Origin of the sequence: Actinomycetospora endophytica, from assembly GCF_021026375.1 — a bacterium.
Lineage (GTDB): Bacteria > Actinomycetota > Actinomycetes > Mycobacteriales > Pseudonocardiaceae > Actinomycetospora > Actinomycetospora endophytica.
In genome coordinates, this window is record NZ_JAJNDB010000007.1 from 133355 (window position 1) to 155611 (window position 22257).

A 22257-nucleotide genomic window follows, 5' to 3' on the forward strand; every position below is an offset into this window, starting at 1 on the left:
GTGCGGGTCGGCGTGTTCCTGATCAGTCCGCGGTGGCCGGGACGCTCGGACGCGCAGGCGCTCGCCGGGACGATGCGGCTCGCCCGGCTCGCCGACGACCTCGGGTACGCCGACGTGTGGCTGGCCGAGCACCACTTCTCGCCCTACGGGGTGTGCCCGTCGGCGGTGGTGCTCGCCGGGCACGTGCTCGGGGTGACCTCACGGGTCGGCGTCGGGACCGCGGTGTCCGTGCTGCCCACGACGCGGCCGGTCGCGCTCGCCGAGCAGGCGGCGCTGCTCGACGCGGTCGCGCCCGGGCGGTTGCGGCTCGGCGTCGGGCGCGGCGGGCCGTGGCGCGAGCTGGACGTGCTAGGCGACGGGATCGCGCGGTGGTCGGAGGGCTTCGGCGCCGACCTCGACGTGCTGCTCGACGCGCTGCGTGGGGTACCGGTGGCGCTGCCCCACGGGGACGCGCCGCTCGTGCCCGCGCCGCCGTCGGCGATCCCGGTGCGGGTGGCGGCGACGAGCGCCGACACCGTCACGACGGCGGCCGACCGCGGCCTGCCGCTGCTGCTCGGGATGCACGCCGACGACGCCGAGAAGCGGGCCCAGGTGGACGCCTGGACCGGGCGGGCCGGGTGGGCCGGGGAGCACGTCGCGGTCGGGATCGCCCATGTCGCGTCGTCGGTCGGCGCGGCGCGGACCGCCGTCCGGGACGCGCTCCCGCGCTGGCTGCGTCCCGGCCTGGCGGGGTACGTGCGCGCCGACGGCCACCCGACCAGCCCGCGCGACCCCGACGACTACGCCGACCTGCTCACCCGCCTCCACCCGCTCGGCACCGCGTCGGACTGCGCGGCCCGGCTGGCGGAGACGGCGCAGCGCAGCGGCGTCGGGCAGGTGGCGCTCATGATGCAGACGACGGGCGAGCCGGCGGCGGCCGAGCACACCCTGCGGGCGATCGCGGGGCACCTGCCGGCCCTCGCCGCGGTCTAGAGGGGGCGCAGGACGTCGAGGAGTCGTTCGCGCAGATCGGCGCCCCTGGCGGCGAACCCCCGCTGAGCCTCGGCGTACTCGGCCTTCCCGGCGGCGGTCTCGACGCGGACCGGGGTGTACCCGTGCGCGGTGAGGTCGTAGGGCGAGGCGCGCATGTCGAGCGTCCGGACGTCGCGGGCGAGCTCGAAGGTGTCCAGCAGCAGCTCGCCCGGCACGACCGGGCCGAGCTTCGTCGCCCACTTGTAGAGATCCATCGTCGCGTGCAGGCAGCCCGGCTGCTCCAGCTCGACCTGGCGCTCCCGCGTCGGCTGCTCGGTGTTCCGGGGCGCGGCGTCGTCGGTGAAGAACCGGTAGGCGTCGTAGTGGGTGCAGCGGATGCGGTGGTTCTCGACGACGGCGTCGGTGCCGCCCGCCCCGAGCCGCAGCGGGACCGGGTGACGCATCTCGTCGGCGCGGTAGACCATGGCCCACTCGTGCAGCCCGAAGCAGCCCAGCTGGGCCGGGCGTGCGGCGGTCGCGTCGAGGAGGCCGCGCACGAACGCGACCGTCGCCGGGCGGATCGTCGCCGGGTCGACCCGGGAGCCGTCGGGGACGTAGTGGCGCCATCCGGCACGGTCGGACCCGGCGAGGGACACCCCGGCGCCCGGGTGCCAGACGCGCAACCGGTTCGGCCGCGTCGGGTAGTAGGTGAAGAGGAAGTCCTCGACGGGGTGGGACTCGTGCCGTTCCCGACGGGCGCGGTGGGCGGCGGTGAGCGCGTCGGCCCGCTCGGCGTGGGCCTGCGCGCGGGCGCGCCAGGTGGACTCGTCGAGGTGGGACATCGCGGATCCCAGGATGCCAGCGGGCTCAGCGGCGCAGGTGGACGATCTCCCGGACGGCCATGGTCAGGGCGAACGTGCCGAACACGACGCCGAGCACGACGTCGCCCAGCGCGAGCCCCAGGAGCGCCCCGGCGACGGTGCCCGGGGTGGCGGCAGCCCCCATCAGGGAGCCGATCCGCAGCGACGCGGTGCCCTGGCGCAGGTGCACGATCCCGCCGGCGAGGGCGTTCGGCACGAACACCAGCAGCGCCGTCCCGGCCGCGGTGTGCAGGTCGACCCCGAAGAGCAGCACGAGTGTGGGGACCGCCAGCAGCCCGCCGCCGAGCCCCATCGCCCCGGCCCACGCCCCGATCACGAGCCCAGCGGCGACGGTGGCCGGGATGACGAACCACGGGTCGTCGAGGAGGTGGGCGGGCACGACCGGGGCGCCGCGGGTGGGGTCGAGGCCCGCGGCGTCGAGGTAGAGCTTGGCCGCGGTGAGCAGCAGGACCGCGACGAGCAGGCCCCGCAGCACCCGCTCCGAGGCGCGGGCGAGGAGGCGGGCGCCGAAGACACCGCCGAGGATTCCGCCGACCATCATGCCGCCGCCCGCGCGCAGGTCGAGCGAGCCGCCGACCAGTCCGTAGACCGCGGCGCCGGCCGCGCAGACCGTGACGTTGGCGATCGTCGAGGTGCCGTGGACCTGGGCCCGGGTGAGGTTGGTGAAGCGGTCGAGCGCGGGGACGAAGAGCACCCCGCTGCCGCCGCCGATCAGCCCGCCGACGACTCCGCCGACGACGCCGATCGACAGCATCCGCCCGCGGTCGACGCGCAGGGTCTCCGGCCGGCTCGCCACGGGCCTCCCGACGACGTCGTACGGAACGGACGAGTCATCGTCGCCGACCGGGGCCCGGAGCGCTCGCCCGCGTGACTGGTACACCTGGGGCCGTGAGCGACCCGCTGTCCGCCCTGGTGATGCCCGGTCCCGACGGTCCCGACGGTGTCGGTGGTCCCGTGCCGTCCGGGGTGCCGGACGAGCCGCGGCGGCCCGAGGAACGCGCCACCGGGCTGGGGTCGCTGCCCGGCACCGACCACCGCGAGGCCGCGCGCACCGTCGTCGGGGAGCTGCCCGACTTCCCGCACGTCGCCGAACTGCCCGAGCGCGGGGTCGGCGCCGACATGATCGGCCGGGCCACGGCGCTGCTGGTCGATCTCGCCGTCGAGGTGTGGCCGTCGGGCTACCGCGTCACCGCCCGGCCCGGCACCCACCACCGCCGCGGCGTCGAGCTGCTCGCCCGCGACGTCGACGCGCTGGACGAGATGCTCGGCGAGACCGGGGCGGCGCCGCGGCGGGTGAAGGCCCAGGTCGCGGGTCCGTGGACGCTGGCCGCGGGGGTGGAGCTGCGCAGCGGGCACCGGGTGCTGACCGACCGGGGCGCGGTCGCGGAGTTCACCGAGAGCCTCGCCGAGGGGCTGCGCGGCCACGTCACCGAGCTCGCGCGCCGGACCGGGGCCGACGTCGTCGTGCAGCTCGACGAGCCCACGCTGCCCGCCGTGCTCGCCGGCTCGCTGCCGACCCCCAGCGGCTACGGCACCGTCCGGGCGGTCCCCGGCGCCGAGGCCCGGGCCGCGCTCGAGACGGTGGTGCGGGCCGCCCGGGAGGCGGGCGCCGCGGGCGTCGTCGTGCACTGCTGCCACCCGACGCCGCCGCTGGCGCTGCTGGGCGCGACGGGCGCCGACGCGGTGGCCGTGGATCTCACCGCCCTGGACCGCTCGAGCGCGGTGCTCGACGCGGTCGGCGAGCTCTGGGACGCGCCGACGGAGCTGTGGCTCGGCGTGGTGCCCAGCACCGACCCGGCCGGCGCGCCGCCCGCGATCGAGGCGCTCGCCCGCCGCCCGCTCGACCTCGCCGACCGGCTGGGCTTCGACCGCGAGCGGCTGGCCGACCGCGCCGTCGTCACGCCGGCGTGCGGTCTGGCGGGGGCGAGCCCGGGGTGGGCGCGCACCGCGATGGCGCGCAGCGTGGAGCTCGCCCGGGCGTTCGCGGACCCGCCGTCGTCCTGGTGATCCCGGCCGGACGTGGTGATCTCGGTCGGCAGTGACTGTCGGACGTCCCGATTATCCTCGGCGCCGTGACCAGCGAGACCCCGGCGGCAGCGCTCGCCTCGCCCGACGTTCCGGCTGACGCCCAGGCGCGGCACAAGGAGCTCTCCGACGTCCTGGCCGATCACCAGTTCCGCTACTACGTGCTCGACGCGCCGATCGTCACCGACGGCGAGTTCGACGAGCTCTTCGGCGAGCTGCAGCGCCTGGAGGAGGAGTACCCGTCGCTGGTCACCCCCGCGAGCCCGACGCAGCGGGTCGGCGGCGGCTTCTCCACCGACTTCGTGGCGGTGGACCACCTCGAGCGGATGCTCTCGCTGGACAACGCGTTCGAGCCCGAGGAGCTGCGCGAGTGGGTGCTGCGGGTCCAGCGCGAGCTCGACCACCCCACCGAGGAACTGCGGTACCTCTGCGAGCTCAAGATCGACGGCCTCGCCTGCAACCTGCTCTACGAGAACGGCCACCTCACCCGCGCGCTCACCCGCGGGGACGGGCGCACCGGGGAGGACATCACGCTGAACATGCGCACCCTGGCCGACGTGCCCACCGAGCTCACCGGCACCGACGAGTTCCCGGTCCCGGAGCTCATCGAGGTCCGCGGTGAGGTCTTCTTCCGCCTCACCGACTTCGAGGAGCTCAACGCGGGCCTCGTCGCGGCGGGCAAGCAGCCGTTCGCGAACCCGCGGAACTCCGCCGCGGGCAGCCTGCGCCAGAAGGACCCGCGGATCACGGCCACCCGGCCGCTGCGCCTGATCTGCCACGGCCTGGGCAAGCGGCGCGGCTTCACCCCGGAGCGGCAGTCCCAGGCCTACGACGCGCTCGCCGCGTGGGGCCTGCCCGTCTCCACGCACACCCGGGTGCTGCACGGCGTGGACGCGGTCATCGAGCACACCCGCTACTGGGGCGAGCACCGGCACGACGCCGAGCACGAGATCGACGGCGTCGTGGTCAAGGTCGACGACGTCGCGCTGCAGCGCCGCCTCGGCTCCACGGCCCGCGCGCCGCGGTGGGCGATCGCCTACAAGTACCCGCCGGAGCAGGCCACGACGACGCTGCGGAACGTCAGCGTCAACGTCGGCCGGACGGGGCGGGTCACCCCGTTCGCGGAGATGGACCCCGTGCTGATCGCGGGCTCGACGGTGTCGATGGCGACGCTGCACAACGCCGGCGAGGTCGAGCGCAAAGGCGTCCTCATCGGGGACCGGGTGATCATCCGGAAGGCGGGGGACGTGATCCCCGAGGTGCTCGGGCCGGTCGTCGAGGCGCGCACCGGGGACGAGTACGCGTTCGTCATGCCGACCCACTGTCCGGAGTGCGGCACCGAGCTGCGGCAGATGCGCGAGGGGGACAAGGACCTGCGCTGCCCCAACGCGCGCTCCTGTCCCGCGCAGCTGCGCGAGCGGCTCTTCCACGTCGCCGGGCGCGGCGCGTTCGACATCGAGGTCCTCGGCTACGAGGCGGCGACGGCGCTGCTGAACGCCGGGGCCGTCCAGGACGAGGGCGACGTCTTCGCGCTCACCGAGGACGACCTGGCCGACGTCGCGCTCTTCCGCACCAAGGCGGGCAACCTCTCCGCGAACGGCCGCAAGCTGCTCGCGAACCTGGAGACCGCGCGGCACCGGCCGCTGTGGAAGGTGCTCGTCGGGCTGTCCATCCGCCACGTCGGACCCACCGCCGCGCAGGCCCTCGCGCGGCACTTCCGCTCGGTCGACGCGATCGACGAGGCGAGCGAGGAGGAGCTGGCCGGGGTCGACGGGGTCGGCCCGACGATCGCGGCGGCGGTGCGCGAGTGGTTCTCGGTCGACTGGCACCGGGAGGTCGTCGAGAAGTGGCGGGCCGCCGGGGTGGAGCTCGCCGAGGAGGCCGACGAGTCGGTGCCGCGCACGCTCGAGGGGCTCTCGATCGTCGTCACCGGGTCGCTGCCCACCTGGTCCCGGGACGAGGCGAAGGAGGCGATCCTGGCCCGCGGCGGCCGTGCCGCGTCGTCGGTATCGAAGAAGACGGCGTTCGTGGTGGTCGGGGACGAGCCGGGGTCGAAGTACGACAAGGCGGTCGCCGCGAAGGTGCCGATCCTCGACGAGGACGGCTTCGTCGTCCTGCTCGAGCAGGGCCCGGACGCCGCGCGCGAGGTGGCCCCGGCCACAGAAGGGGACGAAGGGTAGTCCCGCAGCGCCCGGCGGCGTTCTGATCACGGCCCGCGTCGGCGCACACTGGCGATTGGTCACTCAGCGATGTCCCCTGGGGCGGACGGGTGGCATACGCCGAAAAGGTGTGCAGACGCACGTGCAGACGTTGCCGTCGGCCCGCATAAGGTTGAAGCTGGTCCCACTCGGGGTCCGGACCGGAAGCAGGAGGTGGCGCGGAGAGATGCTCCAGTGCTGCCCCAACGGCGCCCGGCCCGCCGACGTCTACCCCGCGGTCCCGATGACGCCACGTCACCTGGCGCGCGACGCCCGCGCGGTCGCGGCCCTCGGGGTGACCAGCTTCCACGTGCACCCGCGCGACGTCGACGGCCAGGAGAGCCTGGACCCCGGACCGATCGGCGCCGTGGTGTCGGCCATCCGGCAGGCCGCCCCGTCGCTGGAGATCGGGGTGACCACGGCGCGCTGGGTCGAGCCGGACCCCTTCAAGCGCACCGACCTGGTGCAGCAGTGGGCCCGCCTGCCGCACCACGCCCGTCCCGACGTGGCCTCGGTGAACGTGCACGAGCGCGGCTGGGAGATCGTCTGCGAGGCGCTCGACTCGGTCGGGATCGGCATCGAGCTCGGGGTGTGGACCACGGGCGACGCGGTGCAGCTCAAGCAGGCGGGCGTCCCCCGCGGCACCGTCCGCGTGCTCGCCGAGGTCACCGTCACCGACCCGGACACCGCGGTGGCCGAGGCGGTCCGCATCCTCAAGGCGCTCGGGCCGATGCAGGTGCCGATCCTGCTGCACGGCGAGGAGGGCGGCGCCTGGCCGGTCCTCGACTACGCGCGGCGCAACAATCTCGACACCCGGATGGGCTTCGAGGACACCCTCAAGGGCCCGGACGGCACGTGGCTGGCCACCGGGAACGAGGAGCTCGTCCGCTACGCCCTCGGGCAGGCCGTCTCCCCGCGCCTCGCGGAACGCCGCCGGCCGGGGTGGGGCCCGAACTTCAGCGGCTTCCGCGCCCGCTCCGAGCACCGCCGCTGAGACGGTTCCGGGATCGTCAGCCGGTCATGGTCGCGACGATGCCGGCGAGGTGGGAGAGCCGCGCGAGCTCCGACGGCCGGAACGCCGGCCCGCCCGGGCGTCCCAGCACCAGCGCCCGGTCCGCACGGCCCAGCGGGGCCGCCGCCAGCTCGGTGTCGAGGTCGGTCCAGGCCGACGGGACGGTGTGCCCGGCCGCCGGGTCGAGGACCGTCGCCTTCGTCAGCGGCAGCCAGGGCAGGCTCTCGGCCTCGGTCTCCGGCGCCGCGGAACTGGCCGCGACCCGGTGCACGTGGGTGCCGCCGTCGGCCCAGACGTCGCCGGTCGAGGCCTCCACCACCAGCGCCCAGGCGGAGCGGAAGATGCGCGGCACCGCGTCGGTGAGCAGCCCGATCCCGGCGTCCGGGTCCGCCGCGATCGCCTCGACGAGCTCGAGCTCGCGGGCGGTGTCGAGGGGGCCGAAGAACGGCCGCACCGACTCGACGGTCACGTCGCGCACCGACTCGGCGGCGGTGATGAGCACGTCCGGGGGCCGCGCGGAGGGCAGGTCCACGACGAGGTCGTCGACGGCCACGCCCTGGTGCCGCTCCACCACGTCCACCGACAGGATGTCCGCGCCCTCGGTGCCGAGGGCCGACGCGACCGCACCGAGGGTGCCCGGCCGATCGGGGAGCACCACCCGCAGCAGATAGGTCACGCCGCCTCCGTCCTCCCGTTCGCCATCACGTCACGGCCCGGTGCGCCCCCCGGGCACACCGACGGGCCCGACGGCACCACGCACTCCCTCGGGCGCGGCGAGTGTGCCAGTCACGCGAGAGCGGGGCGAGGCCCAGGGCGGCCCGCGGGGAAGTGGGCAACCGGGGCCCGGCGTAAACCTCCCGGCCGGGGGACGTCGTGTCCCGGCCGGGCGACGGTGGTCGGCGGCGAAACCGCGTCGAGGTCACCGGGGGTGCGGAGCCTAGGATGGATCGGTCCAGGCCCGTCACGGAGGATCCCGCTGGATCCCCACCCGGAGGATCATGTCCGACATCACGCGCGAGGACGTCGCCCATCTCGCCCGACTGGCCCGGCTGGCCGTCACCGACGACGAGCTCGACGTGTTCTCCGGCCAGCTCGACGCGATCCTCGACACCGTCGGCCGGGTGTCGGAGATCGACGACGACGTCCCGCCCACCAGCCACGTCGCCCCGATCACCAACGTCCTGCGCGCCGACGAGCACATCCCGAGCCTCGACCGGGAGGCGGCCCTCGCGGGCGCCCCCGCCGCCGAGGAGGGCCGCTTCCGCGTGCCGCGCATCCTGGGGGAGGAACTGTGAGCAGCCCCGACGCCGAGCTCACCCGCCTCGACGCCGCCGAGATCGCCCGCCGCGTCCAGGCCCGGGAGGTCTCCTCGGTCGACGTGACCCGGGCGCACCTGGCGCGCATCGACGCCGTCGACGGTGCCGAGGGGGGCGGACTCGGCGCGTTCCTGCACGTCGCGGCCGAGCAGGCCCTCGCGACCGCGGCCGAGATCGACGCCGAGATCGCGGCGGGCACCGTGCGCGGTCCGCTGGCCGGGGTGCCGGTCGCGATCAAGGACAACATGGCGACCCGCGACATGCCGACGACGTGCGCGTCGCGGATCCTCGAGGGCTGGCGCCCGCCGTACGACGCCACCGCGGTGCGCCGGCTGCGCGAGGCGGGCCTGGTGCCGCTGGGCAAGACCAACCTCGACGAGTTCGCCATGGGCGGGTCCAACGAGAACTCCGCGTACGGCATCGTCCGCAACCCGTGGGACCCGTCGCGGGTGCCCGGGGGATCCAGTGGCGGGTCGGCGGCCGCGACGGCGGCGGGGGAGACCCCGCTGGCGATCGGCAGCGACACCGGCGGGTCGATCCGGCAGCCGGGCGCGTTCACCGGCACCGTCGGGTGCAAGCCCACCTACGGCACGGTCTCGCGCTACGGCCTCGTCGCGTTCTCGTCCTCGCTCGACCAGATCGGGCCGTTCGGGCGGACCGTCCTGGACGCCGCGATGCTGCACGAGGTCATCGGCGGGCACGACCCGTGCGACCAGACCTCCATCGACGCGCCGCTGCCGCCCGTCGTCGAGGCCGCCCTGGCCGGCGCGCGCGGGGACCTGACGGGGGTCCGGGTCGGCGTCGTCACCGAACTGTCCGGCGAGGGGTACCAGACCGGGGTGCTCTCGGCGTTCACCGACGCCGTGCGGGTGCTGACCGACCTCGGTGCCGAGGTCGTCGAGGTCTCCTGCCCCTCGTTCACCTCGGCCATGCCGGCCTACTACATCATCGCGCCGAGCGAGGCGTCGTCGAACCTCGCCCGCTTCGACGCGATGCGCTACGGCCTGCGCGTCGGCGACGACGGGTCGCACTCCACCGACGAGGTCATGTCGCTGACCCGCGAGGCCGGCTTCGGCCCCGAGGTGAAGCGCCGCATCATGATCGGGACCCACGCGCTGTCGGCGGGGTCCTACGACGCGCTCTACGGCAAGGCCCTCAAGGCCCGCACCCTCGTCGTCCGGGACTTCGCGGCGGCGTTCGAGCAGTGCGACGTGCTGGTCTCCCCGACGGTGCCGACGACGGCGTTCCCGATCGGCGACCGCGTCGACGACCCGGTCGCGATGTACCTCGCCGACCTCTGCACGATCCCGGCCAACCTCGCGGGCACCGCGGGGCTGTCGGTGCCGTGCGGCCGGGCGCCCGAGGACGGCATGCCGGTCGGGCTGCAGGTGATGACGCCCGCGCTGGCCGACGACCGCGCGTACCGCGTCGCCGCCGCGTACGAGACCGCGCGGGACTCCGCCGCCGGGGCGCCGTTCGCGTCGACCATCCCCGATCCCGCGGACCTCGATGGTCGAGCTCCGCTCCGCTCCGTCTCCACGCTGCAGGGGGCGTCATGACCAGCATCGTCGAGGCCGCGCCCTACACCGTCGAGGAGGTCGTCGAGCGCTTCGACCCGGTGATGGGGCTCGAGGTGCACGTCGAGCTCAACACCGCGACCAAGATGTTCTGCGGCTGCCGCAACGAGTTCGGCGCGGAGCCGAACACCAACGTCTGCCCGGTCTGCCTCGGCCTGCCCGGCTCGCTGCCGCGGGTCAACGCCCGCGCGGTGGAGAGCGCCGTCCTGATCGGCCTGGCGCTGAACTGCTCGGTCCGCGAGCGCAGCGGCTTCGCCCGGAAGAACTACTTCTACCCGGACATGCCGAAGAACTTCCAGATCTCCCAGTACGAGGACCCGATCGTCTTCGACGGCTACCTCGACGTCCCGCTCGACGACGGGACGACGTGGCGCGTCGACATCGAGCGCGCGCACATGGAGGAGGACACCGGGAAGTCGCTGCACATGGGTGGGGCCACCGGTCGCATCCACGGCGCCGACTATTCGCTGCTCGACTACAACCGGGCCGGCGTCCCGCTGATCGAGATCGTCACGCGCCCGATCGAGGGCGCCGGGGTCCGCGCGCCGGAGGTGGCGCGCGCGTACGTGTCGGCGCTGCGCGACGTCATCAAGGGGCTCGGCGTCTCCGACGTGCGCATGGACCAGGGCTCGATGCGCTGCGACGCGAACGTCTCGCTCAAGCCGAAGGGCACGGCGGAGTTCGGCACCCGCACCGAGACGAAGAACGTGAACTCGCTGCGCTCGGTCGAGCGGGCGGTGCGCTACGAGATGGGCCGGCACGCGGGGGTGCTGCTCTCCGGCGGGACGATCACCCAGGAGACCCGGCACTTCGACGAGCAGTCCGGGACCACCTCGGCCGGTCGTCCCAAGGAGACCTTCGCCGACTACCGCTTCTTCCCCGAGCCCGACCTCGTGCCGATCGAGCCCTCGGACGACTGGGTGGAGCAGCTGCGCGCGGGTCTGCCCGAGCGGCCGTGGGAGCGTCGCGCGCGCATCCAGACCGATTGGGGTCTCTCCGACGAGGAGCTGCGGGACCTGGTCAACGCGGACGCGCTCGACCTCGTCGCCGACACCGTGGACGCCGGGGCGCCCCCGGAGTCGGCCCGGTCCTGGTGGGTCGCCTACCTCGCGCAGGAGGCGAACACCTCCGGGGTCGCCCTGACCGAGCTGGCGATCACGCCGGAGCAGGTGGCGCGGGTGATCACGCTGGTCTCCGAGGGCACGCTGACCAACAAGCTGGCCCGCCAGGTCGTCGACGGGGTGCTCGCGGGGGAGGGCTCGCCGGACGACGTCGTCGCCGGGCGCGGGCTCGCCGTCGTCTCCGACGACTCGGCGCTCACCGCCGCCGTCGACGAGGCGCTGGCCGCGCAGCCCGACGTCGTGCAGAAGATCCGTGACGGCAAGACGAAGGCCGCCGGGGCTATCGTCGGCGCTGTGATGAAGGCCACTCGCGGGCAGGCGGACGCCGCGCGGGTGCAGTCGCTGGTGCTCGAGCGGGTGGCCGCCGGGTCCTGACACTCCAGTCCCGATCTCGACCGGAGGGCCTCTTCGTCCACCTCAGTGGGCGGAGGGGCCCTCCGGTCGTTCACGGCGCCCCGAGGTTGATCACTGACCGCGGTGAGCCGTCACGCCTCGTGGTCACTGTGTGCTCCAGCCAACGTGCCGTGACCATTCCGTAACCCGATCCGGACTCACCCGTTGGAGTCGGTGGAGAACAGCTCGTAGCTGAGTTCCCGGCGGAGGCACGCTTGATCCGCCGTCCGGTCGTACACGTACACACCGATAGGAGGAGGCCTTCGCATGGGCGCTCATCACGCTCCCCACTCGTCGTCGTCCCACGCCGCACGCCTCGCCGGGCGGGGCGCCCTCACGGCTGCCGCGGCCCTGGCTCTCACCGGCGGCACCGCGTCGCTGGCGTTCGCTTCGGAGGCGCCCAGCGTCCCCACGACGCAGGCCATCACGGGTCACGCCACCGACGGGGCGCACGAGCTGCAGAGCGCAGCCAAGGCATCCCCGCTCTCGGACGCCTCGCACGTCTCCGCGCACTCGCTGACCAGCTCGGTCTCGAGCCACGGGACGGACCTGCAGGACAAGGCGAGCGCCGCCACCTCGGCCCTCCAGGGCAAGGCGCCGTCGTCGCTCCCGACGAAGCCGCCGACCTCGCTGCCGGTCTCGGACATGAAGGCCGACACCGCTGCCGGGGCGACCAACACGGTGAACGACATCCAGCACGCGGCCACCAACTGGTCCGCCGCGGCGAAGGGCGGGCTCACCCCGGCCGAGGGCGCGACGCAGGCCAAGCTGGTCGCGCAGGACGTCAACCACGCCGTCGCCAACGGGCAGAAGGACGTGGCGAGCTGGAGCTCGTCGCTGACCGGGCACGCGCCGGAGCTGCCGGGGAAGAGCGTCCTCTCCTTCGGCTGACCCTCCGATCGTCCGGGCCTTCCCCGTCCCGGACCTGCGGCGGCTCCCGCCCGAGCGTCCGACCGACTCCGACACGGTCGGGCGTTCGGGTTCCGGCCCGTCCGCTCCCCAGAACCACGGCCCCGTCACCGCACCGCTGCCCCGGTGCCGGTGGCGGGGCCGTGGCATGCGCACCTAGTCCGGGCCGGAACCCCCACCCGAGGGCGGCTTGATCCGGATGACGCGGTCGTCCGTGGCGCCCGGCGTCCCGCCCGGGTCCTTGTTCACGGTGGCGAGCCAGAGCATGCCGTCGGAGCCGAGGTCGGCCCCGGAGATGCGGCCGTAGGTGTTCTGCAGGACGGCCTCGGGCGCGCCGACGAAGCGGCCCTCCGCGGTCGGCTTGAGCACGTACATCGCCTTCGCGTCGCTCAGCCCGACGAACAGCGAACCGCCCCCCGCCGCGCAGCCGTCGACGCCGGGCCGGTCCGGCCAGGTCCAGGCCGGAGCCGCCGCGGCGGCCGCGCCCGGCACGGATCCCGGCCGCACGGCGAGCAGGACGTCGCGGGTCCCGGCGCGGTCGCTCACCCAGGTCGTGTTCGACGACGTGTCGGGGCAGACGTCACCGGGCGCGTGCAGCCCCGAGCCGACCACCGGCGACGTCGGATCCGGGTTGCCGGGGGCGGGACGGCCGAACGGGTCGATGCGCAGCAGCTTGCCGGCGAGCGAGCCGGCGGCGGTCGCCGACGCCGCGTTCCCGGCGTCGCCGGTGGCCACGAGCAGCGTCCCCGTGGGCTCGACCCCGATGGCCCCGCGATTGTCGGTCGACCCGCGCGGGATGCCGGAGATCACCGGCTTCGGCACGTCGCCCTGGGCGACGCGCAGCACCGCGTTCCCGCCCGGCGTCGTCGCGTAGGCGTACACGAGCTGGTCCTCGTCGTAGCTCGGGGACAGCGCGAGCCCGGTGAGCCCGCCGTCGCCCGTGGCGTCCACCGGCACCGTCGCCACCACCTGGGGCGGCGTGTCCGGCGCGACGCGCAGGATGCGCCCCGTGGTGCGCTCCGCGACCAGCGCGGCCGTCCCGCCGGGCAGTGTCACCACCGCCGAGACCGGGGCGAGGCACGTGGCCACCACCTGCGGGTCCGGGTCGACGCACGGCCCCGGCGCGGCGGCGGCACCGCCGTTGGGCGGCGGCGCGGGCTGGGACGGCTCCGAGGGGGCGGGCGACTGGGGCGCCGGGGCCTTCTCCGGGCCGAGCTCGGGGTTGTCGCGCCACGGCTGCGACGAGGCGTCCGGGAAGGTCGCGCACCCTCCCGCGAGCAGCGCCAGCACGACGAGGAGGGCGGCCGCGGCCACGCGCACCACGCCGCCCGCGCGTCGTCGCGACAACGCACGGGGCAACGGACCGGACACGGGCGGACAGCCTAGGCGTCCCGGACTGAGCGCACCGTGAGCCGGTCCGCCGACCCGGCCCGGACGGCATTAGCCTGGCCGCGATGGCCGAGAACAGCGAGCTGATCGTCCTGGTGCCCGACGAGGTCGGCGAGCGTGCCCTGGCGGCGCTCGACGGGGTCCGGGCGGTCCGGTACGACGAGTCGGCCGGCCCGGAGGGCCTTCCGCCCGAGGCCGCCGACGCCGAGATCCTCATCCCCGGCTTCCTCGCGCAGGACGCCGCCGCGGCGATGATCCAGGCCTGCCCGAAGGTGCGGCTCGTCCAGCTGCTCTCGGCCGGCGCGGAGAAGTTCGTCGGCCACCTCCCCGACGGCGTCGCCCTGTCGGACTGCAAGGGGGCGCACGGCGGGGTCACCGCGGAGTGGGTGCTCGCGACGATCCTCGCGGTCGTCCGCGAGCTCCCGGCGTTCGTGCGCAACCAGCTGACCGGCCGCTGGGACCAGCACGTCACCGACACCCTGCTCGGCAAGCGGATCCTGCTCGTCGGCGCGGGCGACCTCGCCGAGCAGACCTCGCGGCGGCTCGCGCCGTTCGACGTCGGGCCGGTGACCCTCGTCGGGTCCCGGGCCCGCGACGGCGTCCACGGCACCGACGAACTGCCGGACCTGCTGCCGGAGGCCGACGTCGTCGTGCTCCTCGTCCCCCTCACCGACGCCACCCGCGGCCTCGTCGACGCCGCGTTCCTCGCCGCCATGGCCGACGGGGCGCTCCTGGTCAACGCGGCCCGCGGACCCGTCGTCCGGACCGACGCGCTGCTCGCCGAGCTGCAGTCCGGGCGGCTGCGGGCCGCCGTCGACGTCACCGACCCCGAGCCGCTGCCCGCCGACCACCCGCTCTGGTCGGCGCCGAACCTGCTGCTCACCCCGCACGTCGGAGGCAGCGTCCCGGGGCATCTCGACCGCGCCTACCGCGTCGTGGTGACCCAGCTCGAGGCCGTCCGCGCGGGGCAGGAGCCGCCGAACCTCGTCGTCGGGCAGTACTAGATCCTCCGGTTCCGCGTGCCGGGCGTGATCACCTGATCGTGGCCGCCTAGGGTGCGCAGCCGTGGGCCGGTGGAGACGAGGCGGGTCGCCGGAGACGACCGGCCCCGTGATCGAGGACCCGCCGGACTTCTCGGTGCTCGGCTTCGAGGGCGCACCCCACGACACGGCGGTCTTCCCCTGGCGGGCCGGCGACGACGCCCTCGGCTCGATGGCCGACGAACCGGTCGCGACGCGGACCGTGGTCGTCCGCCCGGTGGGTGCCGACGTCGGGCTGCTGCTCGCGCGCGTCGTGCTCGCCCTGACCGCCCTGCTCGACGGTGCCCGCGCCCTGTTCGACCTGCCGCGCGGACACGGCGCCGCGGACGCGGTCGCGACCCTGGTGGCGGGCTACGGCTTCGCGCCGGCGAGCGCCCTGGTCACCGCGTACGGATGGGCGCAGCTCGTGGCCGGGGTCCTCGTCGGCCTCGGGGTGTTCGCGTCGTTCGCCGCGTCCGCGCTGGTGGCGGTCGGCGTGGTGGCCCTCGGAGTGAGTCTCCCGGCGACGGTGCCGACGCTCGCCGTCGGGCCGGTCGAGGGCCCGCTGTTCGGGCTGGTGCTCGCCGCCGTGGTCGTGCTGGTCGGGCCGGGCCGGATCAGCGGCGACGCCGACCGGGCCTGGTTCCGCGCCCAGACCCCGGTCGGCGTCGCCTGCATGATCATCGGTATCGGCACCGGGTTGACGGTGCTGCTCGCTCTCCGCGGCTAGAGATTCCGGACGGCGCCCGTCGCCCCCGAGGTCACGAGCTTCGCGTAGGCGCGCAGCGCGCTCGTGAGCGTGCGGTGACGCTCCTCGGCGGGCTGCCACGGGCGCTCCGAGGCGTCCATCTTGGCGCGCCGCTCGGCGAGCACGTCGTCGTCGACGAGCAGCTGGATGCACCGGAAGTCGACGTCGATGAGGATCTGGTCGCCGTTCTGGACCAGCCCGATCGCGCCTCCGGCGGCGGCCTCCGGCGAGATGTGCCCGACGCTGATGCCCGACGTCCCGCCGGAGAAGCGCCCGTCGGTGATCAGCGCGCACCTGGCGCCGAGGCCCGCGCCCTTGAGGAACGCGGTCGGGTGCAGCATCTCCTGCATGCCCGGCCCGCCCGAGGGCCCCTCGTAGCGCACGACCATCACATCGCCCGGCTGCACCTCGCGGTTGAGGATGACCGAGACGGCCTCCTCCTGGGAGTCGACGACGCGGGCCGGGCCCTGGAAGTGCCGGCCGTCGTCGGGCAGTCCCGCGCTCTTGATGACGGCGCCGTCGGTCGAGAGGTTGCCGGTGAGCACCGCGAGTCCGCCGTCGGCCGAGTAGGCGTGGGCGACGTCGCGGACGCAGCCGCCCGCGGCGTCGGTGTCGAGCGAGGACCAGCGGTTGGTCGTGGAGAACGGCTCCGTGGTCCGGACCCCGCCGGGCGCGGCGTGGAACAGCTCGACCGCCTCGGCGGACGGGCGCTCGGCGCGGATGTCCCAGCGCCCCAGCCACTCCTCGAGGCTCGGCGCGTGCACCGCGTGGACGTCGCGGTGCAGCATCCCGCCGCGGTCCAGCTCCCCGAGGATCGCGGCGATGCCGCCGGCCCGGTGGACGTCCTCCATGTGGAAGTTCGAGTTCGGCGCGACCTTGGAGACGCACGGCACGCGGCGGCTGACCGCGTCGATGTCGGCGAGGGTGAAGTCGAGCCCGGCCTCGTGCGCGGCGGCGAGGATGTGCAGCACGGTGTTCGTGGAGCCACCCATCGCGACGTCGAGGGCCATCGCGTTCTCGAAGGCGTGCTTGTTCGCGACGTTGCGCGGCAGCACCGAGTCGTCGTCGCCCTCGTACCAGCGGCGCGCGAGGTCGACCACGGTGCGGCCGGCGTTCTCGAACAGCGCCTTGCGGGCGGCGTGGGTGGCGAGGGTGGAGCCGTTGCCGGGGAGGGAGAGCCCCAGCGCCTCGGTCAGGCAGTTCATCGAGTTGGCGGTGAACATGCCCGAGCAGGAGCCGCAGGTCGGGCAGGCGGAGCGCTCGACCTCGGTGAGGCCCTCGTCGTCGACGTCGGGAGAGGCGCTCGCCGAGATGGCGGTGATCAGGTCGGTCGGGGCCTGCGCGACGCCCTCGACGACGACGGCCTTCCCGGCCTCCATCGGTCCGCCGGAGACGAACACCGTCGGGATGTTGAGCCGCATCGCGGCGTTGAGCATCCCCGGGGTGATCTTGTCGCAGTTCGAGATGCAGACCAGCGCGTCGGCGGCGTGGCCCTGGACCATGTGCTCGACGGAGTCGGAGATGACCTCGCGGCTCGGCAGCGAGTGGAGCATCCCGCCGTGGCCCATGGCGATGCCGTCGTCGACGGCGATGGTGTGGAACTCGCGCGCCACGCCGCCCGCCTCGCGCACCGCGCCCGCCACCAGCTCGCCCATCTCCTTGAGGTGGACGTGGCCGGGCACGAACTGGGTGTAGGAGTTCGCGATCGCGACGAGGGGCTTGCCGAAGTCGTCGTCGGTCATGCCGGTGGCCCGCCACAGGGCGCGGGCGCCTGCGGCGTTGCGGCCCTGGGTGGTGACGCGGGAACGGAGCGGCGGCACGGAAGATCCTCCTCGGGCGAGTGCGACTCTCCGTCGGACATTACGCCCGGGGTGATCAGCGGTCGGGCCGCGCGGTCCTGGGCGCATCAATGATCAAGAGCAGGTGAGTTCAGGGGAGCCCGCGCGCGAGCCTGCGTGCTGTGCCCGTCGTCGGGGGAGCGATGTTCCCGACGCCGGGTCGGTGCCGGTGGGCGCACACCGCGCGCGATCAGGAGCGCTCGGTACCGCGGACGTCGGTGCCCTCGTCCTCCGGGCTCGGGGCGTCGGCGTCGGCGTGCTCCTCAGCCGGTTCGTCCTCGGCCACCCCGTCCGCCCGGAGCTTCGCGATCCGCATCTTCGCGGCCTCCAGCTCCCGCGCGTGCTCGGCGGCCGCCTCGGCCTCGGCCGGCGTCGGCGCGCTGATCCGCCCGCCGCTGGCCTCGCCGACCCGGCCGAGGTCCCGGATGCGCACGCCGCGCAGCTCGAGCTCGGCCCCGTCCGTCTGGACGGCCCGCACCCAGCCCTTCTCGGGCAGGCGCAGCCCGGAGACCTCCGACCACGGCATCGACCGCGTACCGACCACGCCGCGCACGTGGAGCCCGGCCTCGTCGACCCGGGTCCGCGAGCGCACCACCCACACCGCCACCGCGAGCGGGATCAGGAACAGCAGGAACCAGGGTCCGCCCTGGAACGCGATCGGGGAGAGGCACAGCGCGAGGAACCCGACGGCGACCAGCGCGACGGTGTGGACGGCGCGGAACGTGGCCGGGCGCGCGGCGGGTCGGGGCTCGGTGCTGCCCGTCCGCTCACGCTCCGTCGACGCGTCGTCCGGCTCGTCCGTGGTCACCGCGGTGGTCCCCCGCTCCTCGCTCACGTCCGCGATGGTGCCAGCCGGGCGGCGGGCCGGCGTCGACGGCGCCGTCGTCGCGAAGTACGTCACCGCCCTGCCTTCCCCGGGGGCTGCGGTACCGCCCGCCACGGAAGACCCCGGCCGGTTCTCTCCGGTCAGGGTCTGGCCGCGGCCCACGGTGCTCGTGCTACCGTGATCCGCATGCAGCGAATTCTCGTACTCGCCGGGCGCGTCAGCGTCTGACGAGCTTCGTGCTCGCTGCCCGAGACCCTGACGCGCCTGCCCTCTCCGCCACCGGCGGCGAGGGTTTTTTCGTGTTCGGGGCCCGACGGCGGGCCCAGCCCGACGACCCGTCGTCCACCGCCCGGCCCATCCACCTCATCCACCCGGTACCCACCAGAGGCTGATCACCGATGACCACAGCCAGACCGCGTCCAGCGCCGCGATCCGGCGCGCCGACCGAGCAGCAGGACGCGGAGGCGCAACCCGCGCCGCGTCCGGCCGCAACCCGTCCGGCCCGTGTCGACCCCACCCCGGCGACCGGCGCCCAGGCCCTCGTCCGCTCACTCGAGTCCGTGGGCTGCGACGTCGTCTTCGGTATCCCGGGGGGCGCGATCCTCCCGGCATACGACCCGCTCTACGACTCCACGCTCGTGCGCCACATCCTGGTCCGCCACGAGCAGGGCGCCGGGCACGCCGCCACCGGCTACGCGCAGGCCACCGGGCGGGTCGGCGTGTGCATCGCGACGTCCGGTCCGGGCGCGACGAACCTCGTCACGCCGCTGGCCGACGCGATGCTGGACTCGGTCCCGATCGTCGCGATCACCGGACAGGTCGGGCGCAAGATGATCGGCACGGACGCGTTCCAGGAAGCCGACATCTGCGGCATCACGCTGCCGATCACCAAGCACAACATGCTGGTCACCGACCCGGCGGACATCCCCCGGGCGATCACCGAGGCCTTCCACATCGCCTCGACCGGGCGCCCGGGGCCGGTGCTCGTCGACCTGCCGAAGGACGTGCTGCAGGCGCAGACCACGTTCTCCTGGCCCGCCGAGATGGAACTGCCGGGCTACCGCCCGACGACGAAGCCCCACGGCAAGCAGATCCGCGAGGCGGCCCGGCTGGTCGCGCAGGCGTCGCGGCCGGTCCTCTACGTCGGCGGCGGCGTGGTCAAGGCCGAGGCGTCCGCCGAGCTGATGGAGCTCGCCCGCCAGACCGGCGCCCCCGTCGTCACCACCCTCATGGCGCGTGGCGTCTTCCCCGACTCGCACCCGCAGAACCTGGGCATGCCGGGGATGCACGGCACCGTCGCGGCGGTCGCGGCGATGCAGAAGGCCGACCTGCTGGTCGCGCTCGGAGCCCGGTTCGACGACCGCGTCACCGGCGACCTGTCGACCTTCGCGACCGGGGCGAAGATCGTGCACGCCGACATCGACCCGGCGGAGATCGGCAAGAACCGGGTCGCGGACGTGCCGATCGTCGGCGACGCCCGCGAGGTCATCGGCGAGCTCACCGCGGCGCTGCGGGCCTCCGACGCCGCGACGCCCGACCTCACCCCCTGGTGGAACCAGCTCGAGTCGTGGCGCGAGACCTTCCCGCTCGGCTACGACGAGCCGGCCGACGGCACGCTCTCGCCGGAGTACGTCATCGAGCGCATCGGGAAGCTCGCCGGGCCGGAGGCGATCTACGCCGCCGGCGTCGGCCAGCACCAGATGTGGGCGGCGCAGTTCATCGGCTACGAGCACCCGCGCACCTGGCTCAACTCCGGCGGCGCCGGGACGATGGGCTACGGCGTGCCCGCGGCGATGGGCGCGAAGGTCGGCAAGCCCGACACCACGGTGTGGTGCATCGACGGCGACGGCTGCTTCCAGATGACCAACCAGGAGCTCGCCACCTGCGCGATCGAGGGCATCCCGATCAAGGTCGCCGTCATCAACAACGGCAACCTCGGCATGGTCCGCCAGTGGCAGACGCTGTTCTACGGCGAGCGGTACTCCAACACCGAGCTCGGCACCCACAAGCACCGCGTGCCCGACTTCGTCCTGCTCGCCGAGGCGCTGGGCTGTGAGGGCCTGCGCTGCGAGTCGAAGGACGACGTCGACCGCGTGATCAACGAGGCCATGGCGATCGACGACCGCCCCGTCGTCATCGACTTCACCGTCGGCGCCGACGCCCAGGTGTGGCCGATGGTGGCCGCCGGGACCGGCAACGACCAGATCATGGCGGCCCGGGACATCCGGCCGCTGTTCGACGACCCGGAGGCCGGCGGGGCCGACGAGGTCGTCACGACCGTCGAGGAGGACCGGTGAGCACCCACACCCTGTCGGTCCTCGTCGAGGACAAGCCCGGCGTGCTGGCCCGGATCTCGGGCCTGTTCTCCCGGCGCGGCTACAACATCCAGTCGCTCGCGGTCGGACCGACCGAGGAGGTCGGCATCTCGCGGATGACCATCTGCGTGAGCGTCGACGAGTTCCCCCTGGAGCAGGTGACCAAGCAGCTCAACAAGCTGGTGAACGTCATCAAGATCGTCGAGCTGGAGCCGACGACCTCGGTCCAGCGCGAGCTCGTGATGCTCAAGGTGCGCGCCGACGCGACGGTGCGCTCCCAGGTGCTCGAGGTGACGCAGATGTTCCGCGCCAAGGTGGTCGACGTCGCGCCCGACGCCGTCACCGTCGAGGCCACCGGCACCGCCGACAAGCTGTCGGCGCTGCGGCGGATGCTCGAGCCGTACGGCATCCGGGAGATCGTGCAGTCCGGCATGGTCGCGCTGTCCCGCGGGCCGCGCGCCATCGCCGCGAATCGTTGAGAAGTACGTACTTCGAGGAAGGAAACCGCAGTCCCCATGAGTGTCGAGATCTTCTACGACGCGGACGCCGATCTGTCGATCATCCAGGGCCGCAAGGTGGCCGTGATCGGCTACGGCAGCCAGGGCCACGCCCACTCGCTGTCGCTGCGCGACTCCGGCGTCGACGTGCGGATCGGCCTGCCCGAGGGCTCGAAGTCGCGGGCCAAGGCCGAGGAGGAGGGGCTGCGGGTCGTCACGCCGGCCGAGGCGTCCGCCGAGGCCGACCTGATCATGATCCTGGCGCCCGACACCAAGCAGCGTCAGATCTACGCCGACGACATCGCGCCGAATCTGCGCTCCGGTGACGCGATCTTCTTCGGCCACGGCTTCAACATCCGCTACGACCTGATCCAGCCGCCGTCGGACGTCGACGTCGCCATGGTCGCGCCGAAGGGCCCGGGCCACCTGGTCCGCCGCCAGTTCGTCGACGGCAAGGGCGTGCCGTGCCTGATCGCGGTCGAGCAGGACGCGTCGGGGCACGCCCAGGCGCTCGCGCTCTCCTACGCCACCGCGATCGGCGGCGGCCGGGCCGGCGTCATCAGGACGACGTTCACCGAGGAGACCGAGACCGACCTGTTCGGTGAGCAGGCCGTGCTCTGCGGCGGCACCTCGGCGCTGGTCCAGGCCGGGTTCGAGACGCTGGTCGAGGCCGGCTACCAGCCCGAGATCGCCTACTTCGAGTGCCTCCACGAGCTCAAGCTGATCGTGGACCTCATGTGGGAGAAGGGCATCTACGGGCAGCGCTACTCCTGCTCTGACACCGCCGAGTACGGCGACCTCACCCGCGGGCCGCGCATCATCAGCCCGGCGGTCAAGGACGAGATGCGTCGCGTGCTCTCGGAGATCCAGGACGGGTCCTTCGCCCGCGAGTGGATCGCCGAGGACGACAACGGCCGCCCGAACTTCACCAAGCTCGAGGAGGAGGGCAAGGCCCACCAGATCGAGCAGGTCGGCCAGAAGCTCCGCGACCTCATGCCGTTCATCCCGAAGAACAAGCTCTGACGAGCGGACCGAACCACTCACGCGCGGCGTGAGTTCCCGACGGCGGGCGTACCCCTGAGGTGCGCCCGTCGTCGTCGTTCCGGGGGGTGGGGCCGCACGTGAGCCGGTTCACAGCGCGGCGATATCGTGTCGAGCCAGTGGGCACGATGACCCACGGCACACCGGCGTGCGAGGGGTGACCTGACACCGGACGCCGGCGTGGACCAGGCCGCCGACCCG

Annotated in this window: 19 protein-coding genes; 13 read left to right on the top strand and 6 right to left on the bottom strand. The window is 74.1% G+C overall.

Going from position 1 to position 22257, the window contains the following annotated elements; all coding sequences use genetic code 11:
* Positions 1-972 carry an LLM class flavin-dependent oxidoreductase gene (locus tag LQ327_RS26955; RefSeq protein WP_230738906.1) on the top strand — a complete coding sequence of 324 codons (972 nt, stop codon included), beginning with the start codon at positions 1-3 and terminating at the stop codon, positions 970-972.
* Here the strand turns inward: LQ327_RS26955 and LQ327_RS26960 are convergent.
* Complete coding sequence (locus LQ327_RS26960; protein WP_230738907.1) at positions 969-1793, bottom strand: 3-methyladenine DNA glycosylase; 825 nt, start codon at positions 1791-1793, stop codon at positions 969-971. The two genes, LQ327_RS26955 and LQ327_RS26960, sit on opposite strands and share 4 nt — an antisense overlap.
* A gap of 25 nt (positions 1794-1818) precedes the next feature.
* Positions 1819-2628, bottom strand: a complete 810-nt coding sequence (locus LQ327_RS26965) for a sulfite exporter TauE/SafE family protein (protein WP_230738908.1) — start codon at positions 2626-2628, stop codon at positions 1819-1821.
* Between the two features lie 92 nt (positions 2629-2720).
* Between LQ327_RS26965 and LQ327_RS26970 the strand changes: the two genes are divergently transcribed.
* From LQ327_RS26970 to LQ327_RS26980, 3 genes are all read left to right on the top strand, one after another.
* The gene (locus tag LQ327_RS26970) at positions 2721-3839 is read left to right on the top strand and encodes a uroporphyrinogen decarboxylase/cobalamine-independent methonine synthase family protein (protein ID WP_230738909.1); all 1119 of its coding nucleotides are present in this window, start codon (positions 2721-2723) and stop codon (positions 3837-3839) included.
* Between the two features lie 65 nt (positions 3840-3904).
* Complete coding sequence (ligA, locus tag LQ327_RS26975) at positions 3905-6037, top strand: NAD-dependent DNA ligase LigA (RefSeq protein ID WP_230738910.1); 2133 nt, start codon at positions 3905-3907, stop codon at positions 6035-6037.
* A 205-nt stretch (positions 6038-6242) separates the two neighbouring features.
* A complete protein-coding gene (locus tag LQ327_RS26980; RefSeq protein ID WP_230738911.1) occupies positions 6243-7049 on the top strand; it encodes a 3-keto-5-aminohexanoate cleavage protein in 807 nt (268 codons plus the stop codon).
* A 16-nt stretch (positions 7050-7065) separates the two neighbouring features.
* Here the strand turns inward: LQ327_RS26980 and LQ327_RS26985 are convergent, their stop codons facing one another.
* Positions 7066-7743 carry an ACT domain-containing protein gene (locus tag LQ327_RS26985; protein WP_230738912.1) on the bottom strand — a complete coding sequence of 226 codons (678 nt, stop codon included), beginning with the start codon at positions 7741-7743 and terminating at the stop codon, positions 7066-7068.
* Between the two features lie 322 nt (positions 7744-8065).
* Here LQ327_RS26985 and gatC point away from each other — a divergent pair, with 322 nt between their 5' ends.
* From gatC to LQ327_RS27005, 4 genes are all read left to right on the top strand, one after another.
* On the top strand, positions 8066-8362 hold the full coding sequence (gene gatC / locus LQ327_RS26990; RefSeq protein WP_230738913.1) for an Asp-tRNA(Asn)/Glu-tRNA(Gln) amidotransferase subunit GatC: 297 nt from the start codon (positions 8066-8068) through the stop codon (positions 8360-8362).
* Complete coding sequence (gene gatA, locus LQ327_RS26995; protein WP_230738914.1) at positions 8359-9942, top strand: Asp-tRNA(Asn)/Glu-tRNA(Gln) amidotransferase subunit GatA; 1584 nt, start codon at positions 8359-8361, stop codon at positions 9940-9942. The genes gatC and gatA overlap by 4 nt, the downstream gene beginning before the upstream one ends.
* Complete coding sequence (gene gatB / locus LQ327_RS27000; protein ID WP_230738915.1) at positions 9939-11456, top strand: Asp-tRNA(Asn)/Glu-tRNA(Gln) amidotransferase subunit GatB; 1518 nt, start codon at positions 9939-9941, stop codon at positions 11454-11456. Before gatA ends, gatB begins: the two co-directional genes overlap by 4 nt.
* Before the next feature lie 285 nt (positions 11457-11741).
* A complete protein-coding gene (locus LQ327_RS27005) occupies positions 11742-12365 on the top strand; it encodes a hypothetical protein (RefSeq protein ID WP_230738916.1) in 624 nt (207 codons plus the stop codon).
* 174 nt (positions 12366-12539) lie between these two features.
* Here the strand turns inward: LQ327_RS27005 and LQ327_RS27010 are convergent, their stop codons facing one another.
* On the bottom strand, positions 12540-13754 hold the full coding sequence (locus LQ327_RS27010; RefSeq protein WP_230738917.1) for a PQQ-dependent sugar dehydrogenase: 1215 nt from the start codon (positions 13752-13754) through the stop codon (positions 12540-12542).
* An 83-nt stretch (positions 13755-13837) separates the two neighbouring features.
* Between LQ327_RS27010 and LQ327_RS27015 the strand changes: the two genes are divergently transcribed.
* The gene (locus tag LQ327_RS27015) at positions 13838-14776 is read left to right on the top strand and encodes a 2-hydroxyacid dehydrogenase (RefSeq protein ID WP_230738918.1); all 939 of its coding nucleotides are present in this window, start codon (positions 13838-13840) and stop codon (positions 14774-14776) included.
* Positions 14777-14882: 106 nt separating this feature from the next.
* A complete protein-coding gene (locus LQ327_RS27020) occupies positions 14883-15521 on the top strand; it encodes a DoxX family membrane protein (RefSeq protein ID WP_230738919.1) in 639 nt (212 codons plus the stop codon).
* Here LQ327_RS27020 and ilvD read toward each other — a convergent pair.
* Together ilvD and LQ327_RS27030 are read right to left on the bottom strand one after the other, a co-directional pair.
* On the bottom strand, positions 15518-17359 hold the full coding sequence (gene ilvD, locus LQ327_RS27025) for a dihydroxy-acid dehydratase (RefSeq protein ID WP_230738920.1): 1842 nt from the start codon (positions 17357-17359) through the stop codon (positions 15518-15520). The genes LQ327_RS27020 and ilvD overlap by 4 nt on opposite strands.
* A gap of 208 nt (positions 17360-17567) precedes the next feature.
* The gene (locus tag LQ327_RS27030; RefSeq protein ID WP_230738921.1) at positions 17568-18212 is read right to left on the bottom strand and encodes a PH domain-containing protein; all 645 of its coding nucleotides are present in this window, start codon (positions 18210-18212) and stop codon (positions 17568-17570) included.
* A gap of 389 nt (positions 18213-18601) precedes the next feature.
* On the opposite strand from LQ327_RS27030, the gene LQ327_RS27035 reads away from it, so the two are divergent.
* From LQ327_RS27035 to ilvC, 3 genes are read left to right on the top strand one after another with little or no spacing between them, the layout of a single operon-like run.
* On the top strand, positions 18602-20500 hold the full coding sequence (locus LQ327_RS27035) for an acetolactate synthase large subunit (RefSeq protein ID WP_230738922.1): 1899 nt from the start codon (positions 18602-18604) through the stop codon (positions 20498-20500).
* Positions 20497-20997, top strand: a complete 501-nt coding sequence (gene ilvN, locus LQ327_RS27040; protein WP_230738923.1) for an acetolactate synthase small subunit — start codon at positions 20497-20499, stop codon at positions 20995-20997. Before LQ327_RS27035 ends, ilvN begins: the two co-directional genes overlap by 4 nt.
* 36 nt (positions 20998-21033) lie before the next feature.
* Complete coding sequence (ilvC, locus tag LQ327_RS27045; protein ID WP_230738924.1) at positions 21034-22038, top strand: ketol-acid reductoisomerase; 1005 nt, start codon at positions 21034-21036, stop codon at positions 22036-22038.
* The last annotated feature ends 219 nt before the right edge of the window (positions 22039-22257 follow it).

Coding starts and splice junctions, on each gene's coding strand:
- LQ327_RS26960 (WP_230738907.1), bottom strand. CDS start 1,793: ATGTCCCACCTCGACGAGTCCACCTGGCGCGCCCGCGCGCAGGCCCAC.
- LQ327_RS26980 (WP_230738911.1), top strand. CDS start 6,243: ATGCTCCAGTGCTGCCCCAACGGCGCCCGGCCCGCCGACGTCTACCCC.
- gatC (WP_230738913.1), top strand. CDS start 8,066: ATGTCCGACATCACGCGCGAGGACGTCGCCCATCTCGCCCGACTGGCC.
- gatB (WP_230738915.1), top strand. CDS start 9,939: ATGACCAGCATCGTCGAGGCCGCGCCCTACACCGTCGAGGAGGTCGTC.
- LQ327_RS27005 (WP_230738916.1), top strand. CDS start 11,742: ATGGGCGCTCATCACGCTCCCCACTCGTCGTCGTCCCACGCCGCACGC.
- LQ327_RS27015 (WP_230738918.1), top strand. CDS start 13,838: ATGGCCGAGAACAGCGAGCTGATCGTCCTGGTGCCCGACGAGGTCGGC.
- LQ327_RS27035 (WP_230738922.1), top strand. CDS start 18,602: ATGACCACAGCCAGACCGCGTCCAGCGCCGCGATCCGGCGCGCCGACC.
- ilvC (WP_230738924.1), top strand. CDS start 21,034: ATGAGTGTCGAGATCTTCTACGACGCGGACGCCGATCTGTCGATCATC.